Origin of the sequence: Streptomyces durocortorensis, assembly GCF_031760065.1 — a bacterium.
Lineage (GTDB): Bacteria > Actinomycetota > Actinomycetes > Streptomycetales > Streptomycetaceae > Streptomyces.
In genome coordinates this window covers 2375861-2401606 of record NZ_CP134500.1, presented here as the reverse complement: position 1 = coordinate 2401606, position 25746 = coordinate 2375861, and the positions used below count along the sequence as shown (strand labels likewise).

Here is a 25746-nt window from a genome sequence, read left to right as displayed (position 1 = left end):
TTCAGGGCATCGGTCAGTGACAGGGCCATCCGCCTGGGGGCGCCCGCAGTTGTCGTCACCCTCGGACAGCCCTTCAGTCGGGTGATCCTATTAATTGGGTCGGCATGTCGACTCTCTGGGTTCGCGCGCGCGTGGTTGCGTCGGAGGCCATCACCGGTGGCCATCGCCCCGGTCGTTCGCGAGCAGCGAAGGGTGCCTCCCTCATGCCCCCCACCTCTGTGTCCCCCACCTCCTGTGCGCGGCTGCGTGACTGCCGCGTGCTCGCCGCCCTCGGGATGGCCGCCGGGATCGCGGTGCCCGCCGTGCTTCTGGGCGGACCGCAGGCGGCCGCCCTGTCGGCTCCGGCCACTCAGGTCTCCTTAGCCGCCGAGGCCGCGGCCCTCGACGAGCAGCCCGCCTGTGGCGACCCGGACGCCAAGGAGTTCCCCATCGAGACCCGGATTCAGGGCGCCCCGGGCACGTACGCCTCCGGGGGCGGTTACGGCACCTGGTTCCTGGAGCTCACCAACACCACCGACGCCTCCTGCCGGGCCCTGCACCCTGTCCTCGTCCTCGCCGACCGCGACCGACGGCTGGCCGCGGAGCAGATCCAGCTGGAGTTCACCGAGCCCGGGCGGCCCGGCGCCGTGCACCGCGCCGCCTGGGAGACCACCGACCACGACGAGCAGATCGGCGTCTTCGGGGGCGAGAGGGCGGGCGCCGCACGCGATTCGGGCGACTCGGACAACGCGTTCCGAGGGCTCACCGTCCCCGCCGGAAAGACCGTGGCCGTACGTGTCCGGATGGCGTTCACCTCCGACACGGACCCCGGGCCGGTCACCGCCCACGCCGCTGTCGTCCAGCGCCTCCACCGGGACGAGGCCAAGGGCGGCGGGCGCGAGGACGGTGACTGGGTGGGGGAGTCGGAGGAGTACCCGTTCGTGATCGTCGACGGCGCCACAGACAGCGTCCGCGAACCGGAACGCCCCGACCCCGGGCGCACCGGCGCGGGCAAGGAGGCCCTCCCGGAGGCCGGGGACGGCGACGGCGGGGGCAGGGACGGGGGCAAGGAGCGCCCCGGCCTTCCTCCCCGCGACGGCGCCGGCCGACCGCTCCCCGAACTCGCCCGCACCGGACCGGCATCCCTCGCCTGGACCGGGGCCACCGCCGGAGCCCTGCTGCTCGGCGGAACCGCCCTCCTGGCCTACGCCCGCCGCTCGCGGCGCACGGCGGGCTGACGACCACCCGGGCCGGGCATCCGCCCGCGACCTGCACCGAACCCTCGCCCCGCGCCCGCCTCTGCTGTCCGTCCCGCGCGGCCTGAAGCGAATCCCCCGCCCGCCCGCGCAGCTCACCCCGACGGCCCGGACCGAACGCCCCCCGCGTGCCCGTATCTCCGTACCCCTCCTATCCGTACCCCCGCCCAGGTGTTCACGTACGTCTGCCACCATCGGGCCGTGGACTACCCGAACGGCCAGGCACCTGGCGCACCGATCCGCTCCGGCATCCCCGAGCACGGCCGCATCCCGAAGTACTACGCCGTCAAGGCCCGCATCGCGGTGCTGCTGGACGAGCTGGGCGAGGGCGGGCTCCTGCCCACCGAGCGGGAGCTCGCCCAGCAGCACGAGGTCTCGCGCGAGACCGTCCGCCAGGCCCTGCGCGAACTGCTCCTGGAAGGGCGGCTGCGGCGGCAGGGGCGCGGGACCGTCGTCGCCGGACCCAAGCTGGAACAGCCGCTCTCCCTCGCCAGCTACACCGAAGGAGTCCGCCGCCAGGGCAGACGGCCCGGCCGTAACCTCATCGGCCTGGAACGCTTCCCCTGCCCCGAGGTGCTCGCCGCCGAGGTCGGGGTCGGGCGGGGCGAACCGGTCTGGCACCTGGAGCGCGTGCTGCTCGCCGACGACGAGCGGGTCGGCCTGGAGAGCACGTACGTCGCCGTCGACCGCGTCCCGGACCTGGACACGCGGTTCGACCCCGACTCCTCCTTCTACGCCCACCTCCGCGAAGGCCTCGGCATCGCCTTCGGCGACGCGGACGAGCGGATCGAGACGGTCCTCGCGACGCCCCGCGAGGCCCTGCTCATCGGGACCCCGCCCGCCCTGCCGATGCTCCTGATCCACCGGCTCTCCCGGGACACGGAGGGGCGGCCGCTGGAGCGGGTACGGACCCTGTTCCGGGGGGACCGCTTCTCCTTCTCCGCCCATCTGAAGGGCGAAGGGCGGGACTGAAGCGGGACGAAGGCGGGACTGAGGCGGGGTGGGGAGGCAGGGCCGAGTCGGGCCGCGGCGGACCTGTGTGGCGGGGCCGAGGCGGGGCTGACTCGGAATCCGGCGGTGATGACCAGTCCGCCTCTTGTAACGAAAAGATAACGGTTCTGGTCCAAACTTGATGGGTCGTTCACCGTCCCGTCGGTGACCGGACGCACCCGGGACACCCGCCCCCAGGAGCGTGGCCGCCGTGAGAGTCATCGTCGTAGGAGCCGGCGTGGTGGGAACCATGCACGCCTGGCACGCAGTCAGTCGCGGCCACGAGGTCGTACAGATCGAGCGCGAGAGTGAGGCGCGCGGGGCATCGCTCCGCAATTTCGGACAGATATGGGTCAGTGGCCGGGCCGGTGGCGATGAGCTGGAAACCGCCCTGCGCGCAAGGGAGTTGTGGGAGGAGATCGGGCGGCGGGTGCCCGGGCTCGGCTTCCGGGCCTGCGGTTCGCTCACCCCGCTGCGGACCGCCCGCGAGGTCGCCGTCGCCGAGGCGGCGCTCGTCCGGCCGGACGCGGCGGCGCGCGGCTACAAGCTGCTCACCGCCGCCGAGGCCCGCGCGCTCAACCCCGCCCTGCGCGGCGCGTTCACCGCTGCCCTGTGGTGCGAGCGGGACGCGGCGGTCGAACCACGCACCGCCCAACTCGCCCTGAAGCAGGAGCTGCTGGACTCGGGTCGCTACACCTACCTCGGCGGCCGCGAAGTGCGGGACGTCGCCGGAACCGCTTCGGTGCGCGACGACCACGGTGACGTCCACACCGGCGACGCCGTCATCCTGGCGACCGGCGCCTGGCTCGGCGGGCTCGTCCGCGAACTCACCGGGCCCGAACTGCCCGTGCGGCGCGTCCGGCTCCAGATGATGCAGACCGACCCGCTCGGTGAACCCCTCACCACCTCGGTCGCCGACGCCGACAGCTTCCGCTACTACCCCGCGTACCGGAGCGAGGCTCTCGACGCCCTCAACGCCGGGCAGCCGCAGGACCCCGTCGCGGCCGAACACCGCATGCAACTCCTCATGGTGCAGCGTGGCGACGGCGGGCTGACCATCGGGGACACCCACGAGTACGAGCACCCCTTCGCCTTCGACACCGTCGAGGAGCCGTACGAGCACCTCGTCCGGGTCGTCGAGTCCTTCCTCGGCCGCCCGCTGCCGCGCATCCGCCACCGCTGGGCAGGTGTCTACGCCCAGTGCGCGGACACCTCCCGGGTCGTCCACCGGCAGCAGGTGCGCGACGGGGTCTGGCTCGTGACCGGACCCGGCGGGCGTGGCATGACGTGCTCGCCCGCCATCGCCGAAACGACCGCCGACCAACTGGGCTGGTGACCTCATGACTTCAGCAACGCAAGCAACGCATGCAACCCAAGCAACCCAAGCGGCACAGGCGGCGGCCGGTAACCGCTTCGGACTTGTCGTCCTGGACATGGCCGGGACCACCGTCGCCGACGGCGGTCTCGTCGAGCAGGCCTTCTCCGCCGCAGCCCAACGCCTGGGAGTGGAGCCGGAATCCGAGGAGCACGAGCGTCAACTCGCCTATGTTCGCGCCACTATGGGCGAGTCGAAGATCTCCGTCTTCCGGCACCTCTTCGAGGAGGAGGAGAGGGCTCAGTACGCCAACACCGCCTTCGAGGAGGCGTACGGGGCGCTCGTCGACGGCGGCCGCATCGCCCCGCTCCCCGGCGCGCGGGAAGCCGTCGAGCGGCTCACCGCAGAGGGGCGGACCGTCGTCCTGACCACCGGGTTCGCCCGCACCACCCAGGACGCCATCCTCGCCGCCCTCGGCTGGCGGGACCTCGTCCCCCTCACCCTCTGCCCCGCCGACGCGGGCGGCCGGGGGCGCCCCTACCCGGACATGGTGCTGGCCGCCCTCCTGCGCACGGGTGCGGTGGACGACGTGCGGCGGATCGTGGTGGCCGGGGACACCTCGTACGACATGCTCAGCGGAGTACGCTCCGGCGCCGGGCTCGTCGCGGGGGTCCTCACCGGTGCCCACGGCCGGGACCAGCTCGACCGGCACGGCGCGACCCATGTCCTCGGGTCGGTCGCCGAGCTGCCCGACCTGATCGCGCGGGCCGAGGCGTGACGGACCTCCCCACCTCCAACCCGCTCGCCACCGCCACCGCCACCGTCCCCACCCCCACCCCCACCGCCCCCAGCGGCATCCGCTTCGACGGCGTCACCGTCGCGTACGGCCGGACCGTCGTCCTCGACCGGCTCGACCTCACCGTCGAACCCGGCGAGGTCATGGCCCTCCTCGGACCCTCCGGCTCCGGCAAGACCACCGCCCTGCGCGCGGTCGCCGGGTTCGTCCGGCCCGCGTCCGGGCGGGTCCTCCTCGGTGGCCGGGACGTCACCGCCCTGCCCCCGCACCGGCGTGGCATCGGCATGGTCGTCCAGCAGTACGCCCTCTTCCCCCACCTCAAGGTCAAGGACAACGTGGCCTTCGGGCTCAAAGCCCACCGCACCCCGAAGGCCGAGATCCCCGGCCGGGTCGCCGAGGCCCTGGAACTCGTCGGCATGGCCGCGTACGCAGACCGCCACCCGCGCGAACTCTCCGGCGGCCAGCAGCAGCGCGTCGCCATCGCCCGCGCTCTCGCGATCCGCCCCGGCGTCCTGCTCCTGGACGAACCGCTCTCCGCACTCGACGCCCGGCTCCGCTCCGGCATGCTCGCCGAACTCGCCCGACTTCACCGCGAGTTGCCCGACGTCTCCATCCTGTACGTCACCCATGACCAGGTCGAGGCGCTCACCCTGGCCGACCGCATCGCCGTGATGGACCGCGCCCGGCTCCAGGACTGCGGCACCCCCGAGGAGCTCTACCGCCGACCCCGTACGGAGTTCACCGCCTCGTTCGTCGGCAACGCCAACCTGCTCCCCGTCACCGTCACAGGCGAGGGGAGCGTCGAGCTCAGCAGCCCCGAGAACGGCCCCGAGCACCGCCCCGAGGGCGACGATGGTCGAACCGCCCGCCGCCCCCTCGCCGTCCCCACCGACACCGCCGCCCCCGGAGCCACCGCCACCCTCTGCGTCCGGCCGCACCTCGTCGGCCTCGGCGTCGGGCCCAACGGGCTCACCGGCACAGTCACCGAGGTCCAGTGGCGCGGTTCCACCCACCGCGTCCACGCAGACGTCGACGGACACCACGTCATGGCCGACCTCCGCGAACTGCGCGAGCCCCCGGCCCTCGGCGACCGTGTCACCCTGCACTTCGCGGCCGAGGACGCGGTGCTGCTGCCGGCGGGAACGACGGGGGGCAGCTCATGACCCCCACCGCCACCACCCCGGCCGCCACCGGCACAGCTTCAGCCGTCCCCCTCCCCACCGGACCCGCCCCCGCCCCCAACCCCGCCTCCGCACGTTCCCGCTCCATCCCCACCTGGGTCTGGGCCCTCCCGCCCGTCGTCGTCCTCGCGCTCGCGTTCCTCTACCCCCTCGCCCTCGTCGTCCAGCAGTCCTTCACCCCCGAAGAGGGCGGCGCCTCACTCGGCCCGTACGCCGAGGTCTTCGCCTCCGCCGTCTTCCGCGACGCGCTCGCCACCACCGTGTGGCTCGCCGTCGGCTCGACCGTGGGCTGCCTCGTCCTCGGGTTCGTCCTCGCGCTGGTGATCGCGTTCGTCCCGTTCCCCGGCGGCAGGGCGGTGGCCCGGTTCGTCGACGTCTTCCTCTCCTTCCCGTCCTTCCTGATCACGCTGGCCCTGCTGTTCATCTACGGCTCGGTCGGTATGGCCAACGGGCTGTGGACCGACGTCACCGGGGCAGCGGACGGGCCCTTCCACTTCCTGACGACCCCCTGGGGTGTGCTGCTCGCCGAGATCACGTACTTCACGCCGTTCGTCATGCGCCCGCTGCTCGCCGCGTTCTCACAACTCGACACCGGGCAGCTGGAGGTGGCCTCCTCGCTCGGCGCGGGACCCGTCCGGATCATCCGGCAGGTGATCCTGCCCGAGGCGCTCCCGGCGCTCGCGGCGGGCGGCAGCCTCGTCCTGGTGATGTGTCTCAACGAGTTCGGGATCGTCCTGTTCACCGGGGCCAAGGACGTCACGACGCTGCCGATGCTCGTCTACAGCAAGGCGATCCTGGAGTCGGACTACGCGGCCGCCTGCGTCGTCGCCGTCGTCAACATCGCTGTCTCCGTGGGCCTTTACAGCCTCTACCGGGTGGTGAGCCGTCGTGCTGGTGCATAGCCGGGCCGGGAAGTGGGCCACCTGGGCCGTCTTCCTCCTCCTCTTCGTCCCGCTCTTCGCGGTGCCCCTGCTCGTCATCCTCGCCGCGTCCCTCGCCACCAACTGGTCCGGCGCGTTCCCCTCCGGGCCCACCGCCGAACGCTACGCCGCCGCGACCAACGGCGACTCGCTCCAGGCGCTGACCACCAGCCTGGTCACGGCCCTGGCCGCGAGCGTGCTGGCCCTCGCCCTCGGTGGCTGGGCCGCTCTCGCCGCCGCCTCTCTCCGCGAGCGCGGGAAGCGGCTCGTGGACGCGCTGTTCATCCTGCCGGTCGCCGTGCCTTCGGTGGTCGTCGGCCTCGCGGTTCTGGTGGCGTTCAGCCAGCCGCCCATCCTGCTCAACGGGACGCGCTGGATCGTGATCCTCGCCCACACCGTCCTGGTCACCGCGTTCGCCTACCAGTCGGTCGCGGCCGCCGTACGCCGCCTGGACCCGATGTACGAACAGGCCGCCGCCGGTCTCGGTGCCGGTCCCGCCCGCGTCCTGTGGCGGGTCAGGCTGCCGCTGCTGCTGCCCTCGCTCACTTCGGCCGCCGGGCTCTGCTTCGCCCTGTCCATGGGGGAGTTGAGCGCCACGATCATGCTCTACCCGCCGGACTGGACCCCGCTCCCGGTGCAGATCTTCGCCGCCACCGACCGGGGCTCGCTCTTCACCGGCGCCGCGCTCGCCGTGGTCCTGATGACGACGACGCTCCTCGTGCTCGCCGCCGTCTCCCGTATCCGGACGCGCGCTTCGTACCGCTGACCCGCCCCCGTACCGCTTCCTGCCTCACCCCCACCCCCTCACCTGGAGACAACCCATGCGCAAGCCTGCCCGCACCCTCGCCCTTCCCTTGGCCGTCCTCGCAGCCCTCACCCTCACCGCGTGCGGTGGCTCCTCCGCCGCCGATGAGAAGTCCGTCACCGTCTACAGCGCCGACGGCCTCAAGGGCGAGAACGGCAACGGCTGGTACGACAAGGTCTTCAAGGACTTCGAGAAGAAGACCGGCATCAAGGTCAAGTACGTGGAGGGCGGCTCCGGCGAGATGATGCAGCGCGCCGCCCGGGAGAAGGCCAACACCCAGGCCGACGTCCTCGTCACCCTGCCGCCCTTCATCCAGCAGGCCGACGCCAAGGGGCTCCTCACGGCGTACGAGCCGGAGGGCGCCGACCGGGTCGACGGCGCCGACCGGGCGGCCGACGGGAAGTGGACCTCCATCGTCAACAACTACTTCGCCTTCATCCACAACAAGAAGGAGCTGAAGGCGCCCCCCACCACCTGGGAGGAGCTGCTGAAGGGCTCCTACAAGGAGAAGATCCAGTACTCCACCCCCGGCGTCGCGGGCGACGGCACCGCCGTCCTCATCAAGGCCATGCACGACTTCGGCGGCCAGGAACCCGCCATGGCCTACCTCAAGAAGCTCCAGGCCAACAACGTCGGGCCCTCCGCCTCCACCGGCAAGCTCGCCCCCAAGGTCGACAAGGGGGAACTCCTCGTCGCCAACGGGGACGTACAGATGAACTTCGCGCAGTCCAAGGACATGCCCAACCTCGCCATCTGGTTCCCCGCGAAGGAGGGCGGAAAGCCCACCAGCTTCGCTCTCCCGTACGCGGCCGGGCTCGTCGCGAACGCCCCGCACAGCGAGAACGGCAAGAAGCTGCTCGACTTCCTCCTCTCCGAGCAGGCGCAGCGCGACGTCAGCGTGGTCGGCGGGGGCTTCCCGGCCCGCAAGGACATCAAGGCCACCGACGCCAACGCCGTCGAACTGGCCGGGCTGATGGAGGGCGTGGAGATCTTCGAGCCCGACTGGTCGGACATCGGCGCCAACCTGGACACGTACATCGACGCCTGGAAGTCGGCCACCGGAAGCTGACCGGCCACCTTTCGGCCACGGATTCCTGCGAACGTCTGTTCCCGCAATGCGAAGGTCTGGACTCGGCCCGCTTGTCTCGCCAAGGTAACAGGTCTGGTCCATCAGGCAGTTCACGTCCAGCCCCGACCCACCCGCCCCTCTCTCCGGAGGATCACGTGTCCCGGTCCCGACCCCTGTCCCGCCGCTCCGTGCTCGCCACCACCGCCGCAGCGGCCACCGCCGCCGCCGTCGGCCCCCTTGCCACGGCCCCCGCCGCGTACGCCGCGTCCACCCTCCCCGACGGCACCAGCAAGGACAAGGTGCTCGTCGTCGGCATCGACGGGCTGCGCCACGACGTCATCGCCGCAGCGAACGCCCCGCACCTCAAGTCGATGATGGCGAACGGCACGTACGGCACCTCCCTGCTGTACGCCAACCCGATGGCCGCCACCTCCTCCGGCCCCGGCTGGTCGACCATCTCCACCGGAGTGTGGCCCGACAAGCACCGCGTGAAGGACAACTCCTTCGCCGGGAAGAACTACGGGCAGTACCCGGGCTTCCTCGCCCGCCTCGCCCAGGTCCGCCCCCAGCTCTCCACCTACGCGGCCGTCGACTGGAAGCCCCTGGACACCCAGGGCACCGTCACCCCGGGCGCGGACGCCAAGCTCGTGCTGGACGGTGACCGCGACGGTTACACCGGCCACGACGCCACCATCGCCGCCGAGACCGAGTCGATCCTCCGCGACCAGAACCCGGACGTCCTGTTCGTCTACTTCGGGCAGGTCGACATCGTCGGCCACAACCTGGGTGCGGCCAGCCCGCGTTACCGCGAGGCGACCGACGTCGTGGACGGCCACCTCGGCCGCCTCCTCGCCGCGATCAGGGCCCGGCCCTCGTACGCCACCGAGCGCTGGACCGTCATCGTCGCCACCGACCACGGCCACACCGACTCCGGCGGCCACGGCGGCAGCGCGATCGAGGAGCGGCGCACCTTCGTCCTCGCCCAGGGCCCCGGCATCGCCGCCGGTGCCACGCCCGGCGACACCCGTCTCGTCGATGTCGCCGCCACCGTCTTCAAGCAGCTCGGCATAGCCCCGGACCCCGCCTGGGGCCTGGACGGCAAGCCGATCCAGGAGCGCTCCACCGACCCCTTCGAGGCGCTGTACCCCTCCCTCTCCGCCCGCGTCGACGAGACCGGCATCCCGGCGGGCGTCCTCGGCTGGACGCACACCGCGCCCAGCGGCTGGTCGGTCGTCAACTCAGCGATGGGCACCGGAGGCGTCACCGAGTGGCGCGGCTGGGCCTTCGCCACCGACGAGTTCTGGAGCCGCAGCCACCGCGACCAGTCCCGTGAGCTGAACGTCCGCTCACGCGGGGTCTTCGCGGTCGCCGACTCCGACGAGTGGGACGACAAGGCGTCCTCCGGCCGGTACGACTCCACGCTCGTCACCCCGGCGTACGCGGTCGGCGGCAGGTCCACCGTGACGCTCGGCTTCACCACCCTCTACCGGCAGGAGGGCAGCCAGAGCGCCCGGGTACTCGCCTCCTGGAACGGCGGCACCCCCGTCGTCGTGAAGAGCTACACGTCCGACGTGATCTCCCAGCCCCAGTCCCTGACCCTGGACGTGCCGGCCGGGGCCGCCAACGTGAGCTTCCGGTTCCACTACACCGGCAGCAACAACTGGTACTGGGTGATCGACGGGGTCAAGGTCGCCACCGGCTAATTATGCTGGGGGTGCCGGGACGGCGTGGTCCGGGCACCCCCAGCACGCAGTGCGTACGGCAGGAGTCCCGACACATGGCAGAGCGCAAGCCGATCACATCCTGGCTCACCGACATGGACGGCGTCCTCATCCACGAGGGCACCCCCATCCCCGGTGCCGATGCCTTCATCAAGCGGCTGCGGGATTCCGGGCTGCCCTTCCTCGTCCTCACCAACAACTCCATCTACACCGCGCGCGACCTGCACGCCCGGCTCAGCCGCATGGGCCTGGACGTGCCCGTGCAGAACATCTGGACCTCCGCGCTCGCCACCGCCCAGTTCCTGGACGACCAGCGCCCCGGCGGCACCGCGTACGTCATCGGCGAGGCGGGCCTCACCACCGCCCTGCACGACATCGGGTACGTCCTGACCGACCACGCCCCCGACTACGTGGTGCTCGGCGAGACCCGTACGTACAGCTTCGAGGCCCTCACCAAGGCGATCCGGCTGATCAACGGCGGCGCCCGCTTCATCTGCACCAACCCCGACGAGACCGGCCCGTCCGCCGAGGGCCCGCTGCCCGCCACCGGTTCGGTCGCCGCCCTCATCACCAAGGCCACCGGCAAGGAGCCGTACTTCGCGGGCAAGCCCAACCCGCTGATGATGCGGACCGGGCTGAACGCCATCGGCGCGCACTCCGAGACCAGCGCCATGATCGGCGACCGGATGGACACCGACGTGCTGGCGGGCCTGGAAGCGGGGATGCAGACCTTCCTGGTCCTCACCGGGCTGACCGGTGTCGCGGACATCGACCGCTACCCGTTCCGGCCGTCCACCGTCGTCGACTCCATCGCGGACCTGGTCGATCTCATCGATCTGCCGGACCAGGCCGACCGTTCCTGACCTGAGCGAACCGCATCCGCAGTGGTCCGGGCGCCGCCCGGGTCTCGCCCGAATGGGGGGCTGCGGATGCGGGGCCCGGCCGCAGGCGTGAACCTTCCTGTAGGAGGTTCACGATGCGTTCCATGCCCATCACGTTCTGTGCCGCAGCGGCGGCCGCGCTCATAGCCGTGCCCGCCCCCGTCGCGCTGGCATCCCCGGCCGCCCCGGCCGGTGACGACGACCGAGGCACCGTCTCGGTCACCCCGTCCACGATCGCCCCGGGCGGGCAGGTGGAACTGTGGGTCGACGTCTGCGGCAAGGGCCGCCGGGCCAAGGGCAACTCCGACGCCTTCGCCTCGGCCGTCCAGTTCCGCCCCGGCGACAGAAAGGGCCTCTTCGCCGAGGCCCGTATCCGGTCCGACGCCGAACCCCGCTCCTACGACGTCTGGGTGACGTGCGAGGACAGCAACGGCAAGGCGACCGGCACCCTCACCGTCATCCACCACAAACGGCCCTCGCCCGTCGCACCCGTCAAGGCGGGCGGCGGAGGCACCGCCACCCTCGCCGAACGGGCCGTCGAGTCCGAGGGGCCCGGCACCCGGCACGCGGTGACCGGTCTGGTGCTCGCCGCCGTCGCGGCCGTCGCCGTCGCCCTGCGCAGCTCGCGCCGCCGACGCGGCCCGGCCGGCCACTGACATGAGCGCCCCGGACCGCCCGGCAGGCACCGGGCGACTGCTCACGGGAGTCACCTGGGCCGTGCTGCTGCTCGGCCTGTGGCTCTGGGGCCGGGAGGCCGGCGGCGGGCTCGGCGGCCTGTCCGGGCCCACCACCGGTGACGTGGCCGCGGTCGGCCGCCCCCTCGGCACCCCGCTGCCCCCGGCCCACGACCCGCTCGACGGTGTCGCCCCCGAGCGTGTCGACGTCCCCTCCGCGGGGATCTCGGCCCCGGTGATCGCGCGCGGCCTCGACGAGGACGGGGCCATCGACCCGCCCCCGTACGGCATGCCGAAGACCGCGGGCTGGTACGGCGACGGCACCGCACCCGGCGCGAAGGGCGCGTCCCTGTTCGTCGGCCACGTCGACACCGAGACGAAACCGGCCGTCTTCTACGGGCTCAGCGCGGTGAAGCCCGGTGCGAAGATCAAGGTCACCCGGACCGACGGCAGCGTCGCGGAGTTCACCGTGGACGACGTCCAGGTCGTCACCCGCGAACGCTTCGACGCGAGGACGGCGTACGGGCCCCGAGAGGACGGCCGGGCCGAGCTGCGGCTGATCACGTGCGGAGGCACGTACGACCACCGGACCCGCTCCTACTCGGCGAACGTGGTGGTCTCGGCCTACCTCACGGGCGCGAAGGACGCCCCCGGTGGCGGGGAGCGCGTCCAGGCGGCACACGGGGGCCGGATCTGACCCGCCGCGCCACGGAACACGCGCAAGAGAACACCTTCACCGGAACACGCACGCCGGAACACGCACAACGGAATGCGTTCCACCCGGCCCGGTCGGCCGCCTCTCGGGGCGCGCCGACCGGGCCGGTCCTCGACCGCTTGCGCCCGGCCGCGGGAGTCGCCTGGCGCGAAACGGGAGGTCGCGTGGCCTGTCGTCACTGTAGGGGGAGCGGCCGCGAGCATCACCGGTTTTCGAACAGGATGTCCGGAACCGGTGCCTCTGTGTGACCGTTGTAAGGGTGGGAGATGAGCCCGTCGTCACGGGGCCGGGCGCCCAGCCGACCGGCCCCGTGGGCTCTCCGCCGCTGTGCCAGGATGGTGCGGACCGGCAGCCCATCGGTGAATCCAGTGAGCGACAGTGCAGGCAGTGCACCCAAGGGGGAGTGGATGTACGGCAGTTACACCGGCCGGTCCCGGACGCGCAAGCGCGTGGCGGGCCTGAGGACGACCGGTACGGCAGCGGCGGTCGGGGCGGCCCTGCTGCTGGCGGGCTGCTCCGGTGACGGGGACGGTGGTGACAAGGACGCCGCGCCGACCGTCTCCCAGCAGCCCAAGGCCAAGGACCCGTACTGGGTCAACCCCGAGGGGAACGCGGCCCGCCAGGTCGCCGCGTATGAGAAGGACGGCGACGGCGAGAAGGCCGCGCTGATCCGGAAGATCGCCGAGCAGCCGGTCGGCGAGTGGATAAGTCCGGACAACGCGGAGAACCAGGTGAAGGGCGTCACCGAGGCGGCCGCCGCCGCGGACCGGGACGCCCTGCTGGTCCTCTACAACATCCCGCACCGTGACTGCGGCCAGTTCTCCAAGGGCGGCGCCGCCGACGGCCATGCGTACCGCTCCTGGCTGGACAGCGTCGCCAAGGGCATCGGGGACCGCAGCGCCACCGTGATCCTGGAGCCCGACGCCCTGCTCCACCTGGTCGACGGCTGCACGCCCCAGGAGTTCCACGAGGAGCGCTACGACCTCCTCAAGGGTGCGATCCAGAGGCTGAAGCAGCAGCCCGCCACCAAGGTCTACCTGGACGCGGGCAACGCGGGCTGGCAGTCGCCCGACGCGCTCTACCAGCCGCTCCAGCGGGCCGGGATCGCCGAGGCCGACGGCTTCTCGCTCAACGTCTCCAACTTCCAGACGACGGCCGTCTCCACGGAGTTCGGCAAGAAGCTGTCGGAGAAGATCGGCAACAAGCCCTTCGTCATCGACACCAGCCGCAACGGCAACGGCCCCTACACCGGCGGCGACCCCGCCGAGAGCTGGTGCAACCCCCCGGGCCGCGCGCTCGGCGAGGCCCCGACCACCCAGACCGGCGATGACCTCGTCGACGCCTATCTGTGGATCAAGCGTCCCGGTGAGTCCGACGGCGACTGCAAGGGCGGCCCGAAGGCTGGCGACTGGTGGCCGGAGTACGCGCTGGGCCTGGTCCGCGCCACGAAGTAGCAACGCGAAGCAGCGGAAGGCCGGGCCCGGGAGACGTCACCCGGAGCGGCGGAAGGCCGCGCCCCGGGGAGACGGCCTCCGGGGCGCGGCCCGCAGCGCCGCCCACGTATGTGTGGCTACTCGGGCACCTCGACCCACATGCCCTCGGACGGCGTGCCCTCGGCGTCGGTGACGAACAGCATGTACCAGCCCGCGGGCACCAGCGCCCGGTTCTCCGGCACGGTGACGGTGATCCCGTCCGCCGACTTCTTCATCTCCAGCGCGATGGTGCGCTGGTCGGTGTCGGTGACATGGGTGACCGCCGAGGGCCGCATCAGCTTCGCCGAGGTGATCGAGGAGGCGTGCTGCGTGGTGAACAGGCCCGTACCGCCGCGCTCGATCTTCTTGGGCCCGGCCGTCAGCTCGGGCCGGGAGTCCCGGTAGAGGTAGGGCGGGGTGTAGATCTCGATGCGCTGCTCGAAGACGCCGGGCCGGGTGTTGGCCTTGTCCGAGAAGAGCGAGTCCGAACCGAAGATCATGACCCGCCCGTCCGGCAGCAGCACCGAACCCGAGTGGTAGTTCCGGCCCACCCGCGGATCGGCGACCCGCTTGTACGTGTCGCTCTTCGCGTCGTACAGCCGGGCCTGGAGCACGTCCGAGCCGCTGCGCCCCCGGTAGTCGTTGGAGCCGCCGGTCACCAGCAGCGAGTCGTCGGGGAGCAGGGAGGCGCTGGGGTAGCGGGTGCCCTCGGAGAGGGACGCGCCGTCGGTGAACCTGGGGTTCTTCTTCTGGAGGTCGACCAGCCGGGACTTCTCGCTGGACTTCTCCGACTCGCCGACCCCGCCGCCGCCGATCACCATGAACTTCTCGTCCTGGGCGGGGGGCAGCCGTACGGTCGCCGAGGTCTCCATCTGGTCCGGGTCGCTGAGCCCGGGGATCTTCTTGAACTTGTTGGTGGACAGGTCCCAGACGCCCGGGTCGCGTCCGACGTCCGCCGGGCCGTACCCGGCGTTGGAGCCGGAGTAGAAGAGCTTGCCGTCGTTGAGCAGGAAGACCGCCGGGTAGGTGGGGAACCTCCGCTCGATGCCGGTGTACTCCCACTCCTTGGTCTTCGGGTCGTAGATCTCGTCCTTGCCCGGGACGATCTGCCCGATCTCGTCCAGACCCGACAGTGCGAGGACCTTGCCGTCCTCCAGCGTCGTCAGGGTCGGATACCAGCGGGCCTCCTTCATCGGGTCGACGGTGATGTACTTCTCCGCCACCGGGTCGAACTCGAAGGCCTCACGGATTCCCTGGAAGTCCTTCTTGTCCAGGGCCAGCTTCTGTGCGATCCCGTAGACGTTGCGGGTGTCCGAGCCGGACAGGCCCGCCACTCGGTAGTTGTCCTCGGTGCCGGTCTCGTACTTCTTGCCGGCCTTCTGCGCCTCGACGTAGATCCGGCCGAGCCCGGGGTCGTTGCGCAGGAACGCGCCGGTCTCCTTGTCGAAGACCTTGGTGGCCTTCTCGACCAGCACCGGGTCCTTGGAGACGAACGTCTTGCCGTTCTCCTTGCCGGTGAAGCGGGTGCCCGCGGGCAGGGTGATCGGCTTGTCCGGGTCCTCGTTGTGGACGATCATCAGGCCGCCGGCCTTGGTGACATCGCCCTCCAGCTTCTCGTAGCGCTTGGTGCCGCCGGCTATGAGGAGCTTGCCGTCGGGCAGCTGGGTGTGCCCGGCGCAGAACATGTCCTTGGGGGTGGGGATGTTCTTGAAGGTGTCCGTCTTCGGGTCCCACAGCACCGAGCGGAAGCTCTTCGCGTCGAAGTTCTTCTGGTTGTTGCCGGAGCCCGCGACGAGCAGCACCTTGCCGGTGTGCAGCAGCGCCGCGTGGATCGTGTTGATCCTGAACTCGGACGGGATGTCCAGGAAGGACCAGTGGCCGTTGGCCGCCTTGTACTCCTGCTGGTTGATCTTGTACTCGTGGTAGCGCTCGGTGCTGAAGCGGTACAGCCACGGCCCGTTCGCTCCCGCGAGCGCGAGAACCACCGCCGTACTGATCGCCAGGCGGCGTGTACGGCGGCTCGGACGGTACTTCATTTCTTACGTCCCCCAAGGGCGATCTGCATGGTCTGGTCGTTCCCGGGTGCCCCGGGCAGGGGCTGGGGCCGCGGCTCCGGGGCCGGTCCGCCGCTGCGGTGCGATCCTCCGCCTGCCCGGCGTTTCTTCTTCTCGGCGCGGATCGTGTACTTCCAGCCGATGATCGGCGCGGCGGTGATCAGCAGCGCGAGCGAGGCCCAGGTGACCATCGCGGGGTGGCTGTGGCCGAGGAAGAAGGAGGAGACCATCGAGGCGCCGAAGACGACGATGAAGAACAGGTGGATGCGGAAGGTGCCGAAGAGGGTGTCCGGGCTGGACGAGTCGCCCTTGGGGGTCACCACGAAGGAGCTCTTGCGGCGCAGCACCGCGTCCATCAGCGAACGGGCGTAGATCGGGGCGGAGAGCGCGGACATCACCATGCCCGCGAGACCGCCGGAGCCCTCGGGCTCGTGCGGCGAGACGTTGTGGCGGCGGTTCCAGATGTACAGGCCGATCTGGAGGGCGGAGGCGTTGCCGTACAGCATCATCCAGATCGTCGGGTCGATCTGGACCCCGGAGGCGCCCATGCCGAGGAACAGCGCGCAGCTGAGAGCCGCGAGGATCCAGTTCAGGGCCGACATCGGATAGAAGATGATCATCATCGTGTAGTTGAAGAGCTTGCCGGGCGGCATGGTCCCGAAGCCCTTCCAGAACTGCCCGATGATCGTCTCGTACGTGCCCCGCGACCAGCGCAGCTGCTGGGTGAAGAAGTCCGTCCAGGCGGTCGGGCCCTCGCCGACGGCCAGCACGTCCGGGGTGTAGACCGAGCGCCACTTCTTGCCGGTGACCGGGTTGCGGTGGCGGTGGATCTCGAAGCCGGTGGCCATGTCCTCGGTGATCGAGTCGTACAGGCCGCCGATCTGCTTGAGCGCCGAGATCCGGACCGCGTTGCTGGTGCCGACGAACATGGGCGCGCCGTAGCGGTTGCCCGCGCGCTGGATCAGCGCGTGGAAGAGGAACTGCTGCGACTCGGCGGCCTTGGTGACGAAGGTGTCGTAGTTGCCGTAGACCTGCGGGCCGATGACGAAGCCGACGTCCGGGTCGCGGAAGTAGCCGAGCATCCGCTCCAGGTAGTTCGGCAGCGGGATGTGGTCGGTGTCGACCGAGGCGAAGAAGTCGTAGTCGCCGCCGTGCGCGTCCAGCCAGGCGTTGTAGTTGCCGTGCTTGGTCTTGGCCCGGTGCGGGCCCTTGGCCTGGTTCCAGTGGGCCACGCCCTTGCGGGAGAAGTGGTGCACACCGAGCCGGGCGCAGACCTCCTTGACCGCGGGGTCGTTGCCCTCGTCCAGCAGCCAGACGTGCATCAGACCGCGGTGGCGGATCTTCACGGCCGCCTCCAGGGTCTTCGTCACCATCTCCAGCGGTTCCTTGCCGGGAACGAAGGAGGTGAGGAAGGCGACCTTGGTGCCGGTCTCCGGGACCACCGGAACCGGGTCCCGGGCGACGAGGGTGGCGTGCGCGTTCGACAGGACGTTCATCGTGCGGAACAGCTCGATCAGGCCGATCGAGACCAGCATGATGATGTCGAGGACCAGCAGGAGGTCGTTGTCCAGGTTGGGGTCGCGGTCCGTCCAGTGGCTGGGCTGCATCAGCCAGGCGAAGAGGCCGAGCGAGACGAGCGGCGCCGCGCCGAGCAGGAGCGCCGCGCGCACCCGGTGCGGCTCCTGGGATATGAGCGAGCGGTACTGCACCTTGTACGGCTTGCCCGCGGGCGGCTGCGTCAGCGGGCCGGCGAGCCGGCTGTAGTGCTCGTAGTCGTAGCGCGGCAGCTCTTTCTCTTTCCGCGCACGCCGCCGCGGCGCCCCGGTCCGCAGCTGCTGCGGTATCCGGAGCTGTGTCGTCCGGGAAGCGTCGTTCTCCTGCCGGTCGCCTGGCGGCGTCGACGTCATGGGTCATCCCCCCGCACGCATGCTGGTGCGTGACTGCTCGGTCTCTTCGTGCGCGGTGGGTCCCCGTTCTTCACCGGGCACGCATACGGTGGCGAGCCACCGTTCCCACAGACATGGATCGGCAGCCTTCCGGTTGCATGATGCCCCCTCGGCGTCCGCCCTTGAGCGGGACCCCCACCCCTCGGCGCAGATAACCGGAACGTCACGCTCTGCTGCGTCAACTGTATGGATCAGCAGCCCCCTTGGGGGCGTCGGCCCCCAGACAGATTGTCCGACACTGAACGGGATCGCAAGGGTGAAACGGACTGTTTACCGGCCATACGCACGATTTGGGCGCCAGTTATGGAGGGGGCGTGATGAAGTGACGATCAGCGCCCCCTTTCGCTCCGTCACTGCTTCGTGACGGTCCGATGCTCCCGTCGTTGCTGTGCGTGTGCGACTTCGGGTGTCACCGGGTGTCGGACGGGGAATGATCAAGGCCCCCTCACTAAAAGTGAGGGGGCCTTGACTGTGCGTGCGCCGTCAGGGACTCGAACCCCGGACCCGCTGATTAAGAGTCAGCTGCTCTAACCAACTGAGCTAACGGCGCCTGCTGACCTGAAGAACTCTACCCGACTCCGAGGGGTGCTCCGGACCATTTACCGGACGCCACGCCCCGTCAGATGGTCGTTTTTTCTCATAAGTCCGTCAAAATGCGATACGTCGGGATAGTTGAGAACGCTGACGCCCGTCGCGGCTGCACCCAGAGATCTTGACGAGTGACGAGTGCGGAGGGGACATCGCATGCCTGTGCCGGTCTTCGAGGAGTACGAGCCCGCCATCGACTGCACGTGCGCGGGGTGCGCCGTGCGCCGCCGCGCCGCCGCGAGGGCCCTGCCGGTGCGGTACGGCGGCCACCCGGCCGCGCACGGCGCCCGCCGAGCCCTGGTGCTGGCCACCGCCGCCGGGGTGGTCCTCTCCTGCGGGGCCGCCGGTGCTGCGGCCGCCGCCGACCCCGCCCCGGGGGCCCCGCACGCCGACGGGGGCGGTGACCACCCCGAGCCGGCCACCCCGCAGGGCGAGACGGGCCCGCTGAAGGGGTCCGGCGCCTCGGGCCCGCCGTCCGCCGCTCCGGACGCGCGCCGGACGACCCGGGCCGACATCATCAACCGGGCCAAGAAGTGGGTGGCCGCGAAGGTCCCGTACAGCATGGAGAAGTACTGGTCGGACGGGTACCGCCAGGACTGCTCCGGCTACGTGTCGATGGCCTGGAACCTCGGAAGCAACGAGTGGACCGGCAGCCTCGCCCGGTACGGGACCCGGATCGCCCGCGCCGACCTCCAGCCCGGCGACATCCTCCTCTTCCACAACCCGGCCGACCCCGCCAAGGGCTCCCACGTCACGATCTTCGGCGGCTGGACGGACTACAGGCGCAGCCACTACGTCGCCTACGAGCAGGCGCGTCCGCAGACGCGGAAGCAGTCGACGCCCATGGCGTACTGGAACAACTCCGACCGCTATGTCGCCTACCGCTACAAGGGCGTCACCGGCGGCTCGCCCGGCTCGGGCTCCGCCACGGCCTTCCCCGGCGCTGCGCGGTTCGGCCCCGGCAGCAACAACAAGTACGTCACCCAGCTCGGCCGGATGCTGGTCCAGCGGGGCGGCAAGCGCTTCTACGCGGTCGGCCCCGGCCCCGTATGGAGCTCGGCGGACCGGCGGGCGACCCAGGCCTTCCAGCAGGCCCAGGGCTGGCGGGGCGCGGAGGCCGACGGCATCCCCGGCCCGGACACCTGGAAACTGCTGACCACCGGCAAGGGCCGCGACATCCCGGCCGCGGGGGCGGGCGGCAGCCCGAATACGGCCGTCGCCTTCCCCGGGCGCGGCTATTTCAAGCCGGGGCAGTCCAACGGCCATGTCGACCGGCTCGGCAGACAGTTGGTGAAGAAGGGATACGGCAAGCACTACGTGTCGGGCCCCAGCCCGCTCTGGACCGAGGCCGACCGCCGCAACGTCGAGGCGTTCCAGCGGGCCCAGGGCTGGCGCGGCGGGGCGGCCGACGGATATCCGGGGCCGGAGACCTGGCGCCGGCTCTTCGCGTGACGGATGTGACGACGGACGTACGGACGTGACGGAAAGGAACCGGGAACCGGTGACCCCCAACAACCAGCCCACCCGCCCCACCCCCACCCCCACCTCTACTCCCACCCCGACCTCTGCCCCTGCCCCCGCTCCCACCTCCACCTCGAATCCCACCCCCCACCCGCTGGACGACCACCTCCCGCCGTTCCTCTTCGCCCCGCCGGGCAAGGGGAGCCCGCCGCCGCTGTTCGGTGGGGGCGCGGGCGGGGGTGCCGACGGCGGCGGGGGAGCCGAGGCCGCGACACCGCTTCTGCCGCCGCCGTTGGCCGGGGCCGGGGCCGGAGCCGGTGGCGGTGGCGGGGAAGGTGCGGGCGGCGAGGCCGCGACACCGCCTACCCGCCGAGCCGACAGGAAGGTCCCGCCGCCGCTGTTCGGGCCGATCGGCGGCGAGGTGGATGGTGACGGTGGCGGCAGCGATGCGTTGTCGGCGTCGGCGTCGGCGTCAGAGGCGTCGGCGTCGGTGGTGGATGCGGGCCGGGAGGAGCTGTCACCTGCGCGTTCCGGTGTGCCTGATTCGGCGTCTGTGCTTTCTGGTGCGGCAGAGTCGACGGCTGTGCGTTCTGGTCTGGCCGAGTCGACGCCTGGCCGTGCCGGTGCGGCCGAGCCCGCGCCGCTGCGGACCGTTCACCCGGAGCCGCCGGGGGAGCGCCTGCGCCTGGGCCCGGCCCGCCCGGCTCCGGGCCACGGCCCGGTCACGCCGGACCGGGGCCGGGACCTGACCCGCCCCGCCCCGGACGGCGAAGCCGCGCGCGCCGCATCGGACCCGGGAGCCGAGCGCCCGAGTCCGGCTCCCGCCCGGTCCGCTCCGGCCGTGGGGGCCGACCGCCCCGCCCGCGGCCGCCCGGGCCCGACCCCCGCCCACCCGGCTCCGGCAGCAGAGCCCAACCGCCCCGCCCCCGCCCGCCCCGCTCCGGCCCCAGGGCCCAACAGCCCGGCCTCCGCCCCCGCCCGCCCCGTCCCCCTGGACGGGAACCTCCACCTCAAGCCCGTCCGGCGTTTGAGGACGGAACCCGCGGAGGAGTGGACCCCGCACCCCTCCTACGGGGCCGAGCCGGGCGCCGGGAGCGGCCCCGGCAGGGGGGCCGTGGGCGACTCCGGGCCCGACACCGAGCTGGATCTCGTACTGGACCTCGGGCCGGAGGACCGGGCCGCATCCGCCACGTTCTCCGTTCCCGCCTCCGGCTCCGCCTCCGTACCCCTCCCCGCGCCCACCGCATCCGCCACGTCCCCCGGGCGCCGCCATTCCGTCATCGCCAACGAGTCCACCGCCTCCATCCCCGTACACCTCCTCTTCCGGGACGACCTGGAGCCCGACGGCGCAGCGGCGTTGCCCGCAGCCGTCGCCGGGCGCGCGGCCGGTGGGGAGCGTGCGCCCGCGACCCGGCGGCCGCCCGTGCCGCGTACGCCGCAGACGCGGGTGCAGCCCTCGACCCGGCCCGCCCCTGTCGCCGACCCCCGGCTCGCCGAGCGTCCCGGGCCCGCGCTGCCCGGGTACGCCGCCCTGCTCACCGGCGCGGCCGGAATCGCCGGTGGGCTGGCTGTCCTGTGGTGGCGGGGGGTGCTGCCCGCCGCCTGGCAGACCGCCGTCGGGATCGGCCCCCGTACCGACGTGGGCGTCGGGGCGGGCGGCTGGGCGCTGCTCGCCCTCCTGGCCGCCGTGGTGCTCCTCGCGCTCGGCGGCCTGGGCCGCGGGCGGGTCGGGTACGCGTGGGTGCTGACGCTCTTCGGCGACTACCGGGGCAGCGTCCGCCGCACCGGCCTCGTCTGGGTCTCGCCCCTGCTGTTGCGCCGCCGTGTCGACGTACGGCTGCGGCACTGGCGCAGCGAACCGCTGCCCGCCGTCGACGCCAACGGCACCGCACTGCGCGCGGTGGTCCTCGTCGTCTGGCGGGTCGAGGACACCGTGCGGGCCGCCCTCGGTATCGAGGACCACGAGGCATATCTCAGCGCCCAGGTCGAGGCTGCCATGGCCCGGGTCCTGTCCCAGCTGCCCGCCGACGCGTTCCACGAGGACGCCCCGACCCTGCGCGACGCGGAGGCGGTCGGCGACGCTCTGACCCGGATGCTGAAGGCGGACTGCGAACCCGTGGGCGTGGAGGTGTACTCGGCGCAGCCGACCGGCATCGAGTACGCCCCGGAGGTCGCGGCGGCGATGCAGCGGCGGCGGATCGCCGCGATCGACGCCAAGCACCGCGACAGCGTGCTCACCTCCGTGGTGGACGCGGTCGACGACACGGTCAACCGGCTCACCACCCGCGGCATCGTCGAGCTCGACGACTACGAACGCAAGGCCCTCGTCAAGGACTTGACCGTCGCGTTCTACACGGGCCGCAGTGGGGGAGGGGACGGGGCCTGAGGCGCGGGGGAGCCGGGGCGGGCCGATGGAATACGGCGCCCATTGGTCTGGACATGTTCATGACGTGTCAATAATCTGATACTTGGTCTAGACCGCAGGATGCACTACGCGTCACCTGGCACGTGCAACCGCCGAACCCATCAACCGGCACGTGCCCATCACACGCACCAAGCGCGCGCAGCATGTCGAGCAAGGCTCATGGAACCTCCCCCACGTTCTAGAGGAGCGACAGCAAATGCGGAAAAGAGCAAGCGCGGCCGTGATCGGCCTGGCGATAGCGGGCGTCTCGGTGCTCGCGACCAACACCGCCGGCAGCCACGGCTACACGGACTCCCCCATCAGCCGTCAGAAACTCTGCGCCAACGGCACAGTCGCCAACTGCGGCAGCATCCAGTGGGAGCCGCAGAGCGTCGAGGGGCCCAAGGGCTTCCCGGCGGCAGGGCCGGCGGACGGCAGGATCTGCTCCGGCGGCAACGGACGGTTCGCTCAGCTCGACGACCCGCGTGGCGGCAACTGGCCCGCCACCCAGGTCACCGGCGGGCAGGGCTACAGCTTCCGCTGGCGGTTCACCGCCCGCCACTCCACCAGCGACTTCCGCTACTACATCACCAAGAACGGCTGGGACTCGACCAAGCCGCTCACCCGGGCCGCACTCGAATCGCAGCCCTTCATGACCGTGCCCTACGGGAACCAGCAGCCGCCGGCCACCCTGACCCACCAGGGCACGATCCCCACCCAGAAGAGCGGCAAGCACATCATCCTCGCCGTGTGGAACGTGGCGGACACCGCCAACGCCTTCTACGCGTGCTCGGACGTTAAGTTCTGACGCTCCATCAGTTATCGTGCGGCGCCATGAGGCGTACCGGCACCGTCGCGGAACTCGTACGACGTCAATGGGGTGACCACCGGCCCGCCCTGAAGCACGGCCCCACCGTGCTCAGTCATCACCAGGTGGTCGAGGGCGCCGCCGCCCGGGCGGCGCTCCTGGCGGATCTGCTGCCGAGCCGCAGCGAACCGCACCTCGGCGTACTGCTCGACAACACCCCTGATTTCCCGATGTGGCTCAGCGCGGCGGCCCTGGCCGGGGCCGCCGTCGCGGGGATCAACCCCACCCGGCGCGGCCCCGAGCTGGCCCGCGACATCCTGCACACCGAGGCCCCGCTCCTGATCACCGCGCGGGCCCACCTGCCGCTCCTCGCGGACCTGGAGCTGCCGGGCGTGCGGGTCCTGGTCACCGATACCGAGGCGTACGCCGCCCTGCTCGCCCCCTACGCGGGCGCACGCCCCGGCGACGCCCTCGTCTCCCCGGTCGGCCCCGGCAGCCGCATGCTCCTCTACTTCACCTCCGGCTCCACCGGCGCGCCCAAGGCGGCGATCTGCACCCAGGGCCGTCTGGCCGGGGCCGGGCATTCCCTCGCGGGACACTTCGGGGTCCGGCCCGCCGACGTCCACTACATCTGCATGCCGATGTTCCACGGCAACGCGGTGCTCGCCGACTGGGCCCCCGCGCTCGCCGCCGGGGCCGCCATAGCCCTGCGCCCCCGCTTCTCCGCCTCCGCCTTCCTCGACGACGTACGCGCCTACGGGGCGACGTACTTCACGTACGTCGGGCGGGCCGTGCAGTATCTGCTGGCCACCCCCGAGCGCCCCGACGACCGGGAGCATCCGTTGCGCCTGGGCTTCGGCACCGAGGCGGGCGCGGTGGACGCGGCCCGGTTCCGGGAGCGTTTCGGCGTGGAGCTGGTCGAGGGGTACGGCTCTTCCGAGGGCGGCGCGGCGATCCAGCGGAGTCCCGGCACCCCGACGGGCGCGATCGGCCGGGCCGCTCCGGGTGACGACCTCGCCGTCGTCGACCCGGAGACCGGTGCGGAGCGCGCTCCGGCCCGCTTCGACGCGGGCGGCAAGCTGCTCAACGGGGACGAGGCCATCGGTGAGCTGGTCAACCGGGGGCCGACGCCCTTCGAGGGCTACTGGCGCAACCCGGAGGCGGACGCGGAACGGGCCCGGCGCGGCTGGTACTGGACCGGCGACCTCTTCTACCGGGACGCCGACGGCTACCTCTACTTCGCGGGCCGCACCGACGACCGGCTCCGGGTCGACAGCGAGAACCTGGCCGCCGCGATGATCGAGCACATCCTGGCCCGCTGGGAGGAGGCGGCCGCAGCCGCGGTCTACGCCGTCCCGGACCCGGTCACCGGCGACCGGGTGATGGCCGCCCTGGCCCTCCGGCCGGGCGCGGCCTTCGACCCGGGGGCCTTCACCGCGTTCCTGCGCGTCCAGCCGGACCTGGGGACGAAGATGGCACCGCGGTTCGTCCGGATCGTTGAGCGGATGCCGGTCACCGCGACGAACAAGGTCCACCGGGTGGCGCTGCGCAAGGCCGGCTTCCGCTGCGCGGATCCGGTGTGGTGGGACCGGCACGGCGACGGTACGTACGCACCACTGGACGACGGGAGCCTTGCCGCTCTGCTCGCACAGTACGAGGAACGGGGAAGGGCTCGGTGAGGGGGAAAAGCACAGTGGGCGGCCTCCGCGAAGGAGACCGCCCACTGCGTGTCGTGCGCCGTCAGGGACTCGAACCCCGGACCCGCTGATTAAGAGTCAGCTGCTCTAACCAACTGAGCTAACGGCGCCTGCTGACTCGAAAATAATACCTGGTCCCGAGGGGTGCTGATGACACCCGCCTCCTTGAGGCCCCGAGAGCCCGGCCCCGGCGGCTACAGCGCCAGCAGCACCGGAGCGGCCTGCCGGCCCAGGATGTCGGCCGCCGCCCGCAGCCGGTGCGCGTCCTCGATCGGCAGGGACAGGGCGAGGCAGCCCGCCGAGGCCCCGGCCGTCAGGGGCACGGCCGCGCAGACGGTGCCCACCGCGTACTCCTGGAGGTCCAGCACCGGGACCGTGGCCGACTGGGCGTCGAGCTGGGAGAAGAGGATCTTCTCGTTGGTGATCGTCCGCGAGGTGAGCCGGGCCGTCTTGTGCCGGGAGAGGTGATCGCGCCGCCCGTCGTGGTCGAGCTGGCCCAGCAGACACTTGCCGACCGCGCTGGCGTGCGCGGAGGAGCGGAAGTCCACCCACTCGTTCACCGCCGGGGTGAGCGGCCCGTCCGCCACCTGCGTCACGCTGATCTCGCCGTCCACATACCGGCTGAGGTAGACCGCCGCGCCGACGGCGTCGCGCAGCTGGGTCAGGGTGTGCTGGAGCCGGACCTCCAGGGCCTGGCGGCGGGCCGCCCCGGAGCCGAGCAGGAGCAGCGAGGCGCCGATGACGTACGCGCCGTCACTGACCTGCTCCACATAGCCCTCGCGGCGCAGTGTGAGGAGGAGCGGGGCGAGGTGGCCGGTCGGCAGGCCCGTCTCGCGGGAGATCTGGGCATCGGTCACACCGTTGCCGTGCTTGGAGACCGATTCGAGCACGCGCAGGGCGTACTGCACCGAGTGGAACGGCGCGGTCGGCTCGGGCTTCAATGCCACGGTTTCCCCCTACCAGGTTGTGACCGCAAGCTTTCGCCCCACGATAGCGGCCGAAACCCACCCGCGG

At 71.6% G+C, this 25746-nt stretch carries 20 protein-coding genes and 2 tRNA genes; 17 read left to right on the top strand and 5 right to left on the bottom strand.

The window, feature by feature from the left end; genetic code table 11:
* Positions 1 to 203 precede the first annotated feature (203 nt).
* The 13 genes from RI138_RS10560 (at position 204) to RI138_RS10500 (ending at position 13756) form a co-directional block, all read left to right on the top strand.
* Positions 204 to 1217 carry a peptidase gene (locus RI138_RS10560; RefSeq protein WP_311119704.1) on the top strand — a complete coding sequence of 338 codons (1014 nt, stop codon included), beginning with the start codon at positions 204 to 206 and terminating at the stop codon, positions 1215 to 1217.
* 219 nt (positions 1218 to 1436) lie between these two features.
* On the top strand, positions 1437 to 2207 hold the full coding sequence (locus tag RI138_RS10555) for a GntR family transcriptional regulator (RefSeq protein WP_311119703.1): 771 nt from the start codon (positions 1437 to 1439) through the stop codon (positions 2205 to 2207).
* 229 nt (positions 2208 to 2436) lie between these two features.
* Entirely contained in the window at positions 2437 to 3561 is a 1125-nt protein-coding gene (locus RI138_RS10550; RefSeq protein ID WP_311119702.1) for a TIGR03364 family FAD-dependent oxidoreductase, read from the top strand.
* A gap of 4 nt (positions 3562 to 3565) precedes the next feature.
* Positions 3566 to 4318, top strand: a complete 753-nt coding sequence (locus tag RI138_RS10545) for a phosphonatase-like hydrolase (RefSeq protein ID WP_311119701.1) — start codon at positions 3566 to 3568, stop codon at positions 4316 to 4318.
* 77 nt (positions 4319 to 4395) lie between these two features.
* Positions 4396 to 5499, top strand: a complete 1104-nt coding sequence (locus tag RI138_RS10540; protein ID WP_311122843.1) for an ABC transporter ATP-binding protein — start codon at positions 4396 to 4398, stop codon at positions 5497 to 5499.
* The gene (locus RI138_RS10535; RefSeq protein WP_311119700.1) at positions 5496 to 6419 is read left to right on the top strand and encodes a 2-aminoethylphosphonate ABC transporter permease subunit; all 924 of its coding nucleotides are present in this window, start codon (positions 5496 to 5498) and stop codon (positions 6417 to 6419) included. Before RI138_RS10540 ends, RI138_RS10535 begins: the two co-directional genes overlap by 4 nt.
* The gene (locus tag RI138_RS10530) at positions 6406 to 7203 is read left to right on the top strand and encodes an ABC transporter permease (protein ID WP_311119699.1); all 798 of its coding nucleotides are present in this window, start codon (positions 6406 to 6408) and stop codon (positions 7201 to 7203) included. Before RI138_RS10535 ends, RI138_RS10530 begins: the two co-directional genes overlap by 14 nt.
* Positions 7204 to 7258: 55 nt before the next feature.
* Positions 7259 to 8311 carry a 2-aminoethylphosphonate ABC transporter substrate-binding protein gene (locus tag RI138_RS10525; RefSeq protein ID WP_311119698.1) on the top strand — a complete coding sequence of 351 codons (1053 nt, stop codon included), beginning with the start codon at positions 7259 to 7261 and terminating at the stop codon, positions 8309 to 8311.
* 155 nt (positions 8312 to 8466) lie between these two features.
* The gene (locus RI138_RS10520; protein ID WP_311119697.1) at positions 8467 to 10014 is read left to right on the top strand and encodes an alkaline phosphatase family protein; all 1548 of its coding nucleotides are present in this window, start codon (positions 8467 to 8469) and stop codon (positions 10012 to 10014) included.
* A gap of 74 nt (positions 10015 to 10088) precedes the next feature.
* Positions 10089 to 10895, top strand: coding sequence for an HAD-IIA family hydrolase (locus RI138_RS10515; RefSeq protein ID WP_311119696.1), 807 nt, complete (start codon positions 10089 to 10091; stop codon positions 10893 to 10895).
* Between the two features lie 113 nt (positions 10896 to 11008).
* Complete coding sequence (locus tag RI138_RS10510) at positions 11009 to 11569, top strand: hypothetical protein (protein WP_311119695.1); 561 nt, start codon at positions 11009 to 11011, stop codon at positions 11567 to 11569.
* A 1-nt stretch (position 11570) separates the two neighbouring features.
* Entirely contained in the window at positions 11571 to 12284 is a 714-nt protein-coding gene (locus RI138_RS10505; RefSeq protein WP_096628660.1) for a class F sortase, read from the top strand.
* 425 nt (positions 12285 to 12709) lie between these two features.
* Complete coding sequence (locus RI138_RS10500) at positions 12710 to 13756, top strand: glycoside hydrolase family 6 protein (protein ID WP_311122842.1); 1047 nt, start codon at positions 12710 to 12712, stop codon at positions 13754 to 13756.
* Positions 13757 to 13872: 116 nt separating this feature from the next.
* Here RI138_RS10500 and RI138_RS10495 read toward each other — a convergent pair whose 3' ends face one another.
* The 3 genes from RI138_RS10495 to RI138_RS10485 form a co-directional block, all read right to left on the bottom strand.
* Positions 13873 to 15810 carry a radical copper oxidase GlxA gene (locus RI138_RS10495; protein ID WP_311119694.1) on the bottom strand — a complete coding sequence of 646 codons (1938 nt, stop codon included), beginning with the start codon at positions 15808 to 15810 and terminating at the stop codon, positions 13873 to 13875.
* Complete coding sequence (locus RI138_RS10490; protein WP_311119693.1) at positions 15807 to 17735, bottom strand: glycosyltransferase family 2 protein; 1929 nt, start codon at positions 17733 to 17735, stop codon at positions 15807 to 15809. The genes RI138_RS10495 and RI138_RS10490 overlap by 4 nt, the downstream gene beginning before the upstream one ends.
* A 515-nt stretch (positions 17736 to 18250) precedes the next feature.
* Positions 18251 to 18324 (bottom strand) — tRNA-Lys (locus RI138_RS10485).
* Between the two features lie 194 nt (positions 18325 to 18518).
* On the opposite strand from RI138_RS10485, the gene RI138_RS10480 reads away from it, so the two are divergent.
* From RI138_RS10480 to RI138_RS10465, 4 genes are all read left to right on the top strand, one after another.
* On the top strand, positions 18519 to 19814 hold the full coding sequence (locus RI138_RS10480) for a peptidoglycan-binding protein (protein WP_311119692.1): 1296 nt from the start codon (positions 18519 to 18521) through the stop codon (positions 19812 to 19814).
* Between the two features lie 592 nt (positions 19815 to 20406).
* Positions 20407 to 22209: an SPFH domain-containing protein gene (locus RI138_RS10475; RefSeq protein WP_311119691.1), complete on the top strand. Its 1803-nt coding sequence runs from the start codon at positions 20407 to 20409 to the stop codon at positions 22207 to 22209.
* A 235-nt stretch (positions 22210 to 22444) separates the two neighbouring features.
* Complete coding sequence (locus tag RI138_RS10470) at positions 22445 to 23035, top strand: lytic polysaccharide monooxygenase auxiliary activity family 9 protein (protein ID WP_096625543.1); 591 nt, start codon at positions 22445 to 22447, stop codon at positions 23033 to 23035.
* Positions 23036 to 23061: 26 nt separating this feature from the next.
* Positions 23062 to 24714, top strand: a complete 1653-nt coding sequence (locus RI138_RS10465) for an AMP-binding protein (RefSeq protein ID WP_311119690.1) — start codon at positions 23062 to 23064, stop codon at positions 24712 to 24714.
* Positions 24715 to 24768: 54 nt separating this feature from the next.
* Here the strand turns inward: RI138_RS10465 and RI138_RS10460 are convergent.
* Positions 24769 to 24842, bottom strand: a tRNA-Lys gene (locus RI138_RS10460).
* 84 nt (positions 24843 to 24926) lie between these two features.
* Entirely contained in the window at positions 24927 to 25679 is a 753-nt protein-coding gene (locus RI138_RS10455) for an IclR family transcriptional regulator (RefSeq protein ID WP_311119689.1), read from the bottom strand.
* Between the last annotated feature and the right edge of the window lie 67 nt (positions 25680 to 25746).

Bases quoted from the DNA above. Each gene is read 5' to 3' on its own strand.
- RI138_RS10560 (WP_311119704.1), top strand. From the start codon at position 204: ATGCCCCCCACCTCTGTGTCCCCCACCTCCTGTGCGCGGCTGCGTGAC.
- RI138_RS10545 (WP_311119701.1), top strand. From the start codon at position 3,566: ATGACTTCAGCAACGCAAGCAACGCATGCAACCCAAGCAACCCAAGCG.
- RI138_RS10535 (WP_311119700.1), top strand. From the start codon at position 5,496: ATGACCCCCACCGCCACCACCCCGGCCGCCACCGGCACAGCTTCAGCC.
- RI138_RS10525 (WP_311119698.1), top strand. From the start codon at position 7,259: ATGCGCAAGCCTGCCCGCACCCTCGCCCTTCCCTTGGCCGTCCTCGCA.
- RI138_RS10515 (WP_311119696.1), top strand. From the start codon at position 10,089: ATGGCAGAGCGCAAGCCGATCACATCCTGGCTCACCGACATGGACGGC.
- RI138_RS10510 (WP_311119695.1), top strand. From the start codon at position 11,009: ATGCGTTCCATGCCCATCACGTTCTGTGCCGCAGCGGCGGCCGCGCTC.
- RI138_RS10505 (WP_096628660.1), top strand. From the start codon at position 11,571: ATGAGCGCCCCGGACCGCCCGGCAGGCACCGGGCGACTGCTCACGGGA.
- RI138_RS10500 (WP_311122842.1), top strand. From the start codon at position 12,710: ATGTACGGCAGTTACACCGGCCGGTCCCGGACGCGCAAGCGCGTGGCG.
- RI138_RS10495 (WP_311119694.1), bottom strand. From the start codon at position 15,810: ATGAAGTACCGTCCGAGCCGCCGTACACGCCGCCTGGCGATCAGTACG.
- RI138_RS10490 (WP_311119693.1), bottom strand. From the start codon at position 17,735: ATGACGTCGACGCCGCCAGGCGACCGGCAGGAGAACGACGCTTCCCGG.
- RI138_RS10480 (WP_311119692.1), top strand. From the start codon at position 18,519: ATGCCTGTGCCGGTCTTCGAGGAGTACGAGCCCGCCATCGACTGCACG.
- RI138_RS10470 (WP_096625543.1), top strand. From the start codon at position 22,445: ATGCGGAAAAGAGCAAGCGCGGCCGTGATCGGCCTGGCGATAGCGGGC.
- RI138_RS10465 (WP_311119690.1), top strand. From the start codon at position 23,062: ATGAGGCGTACCGGCACCGTCGCGGAACTCGTACGACGTCAATGGGGT.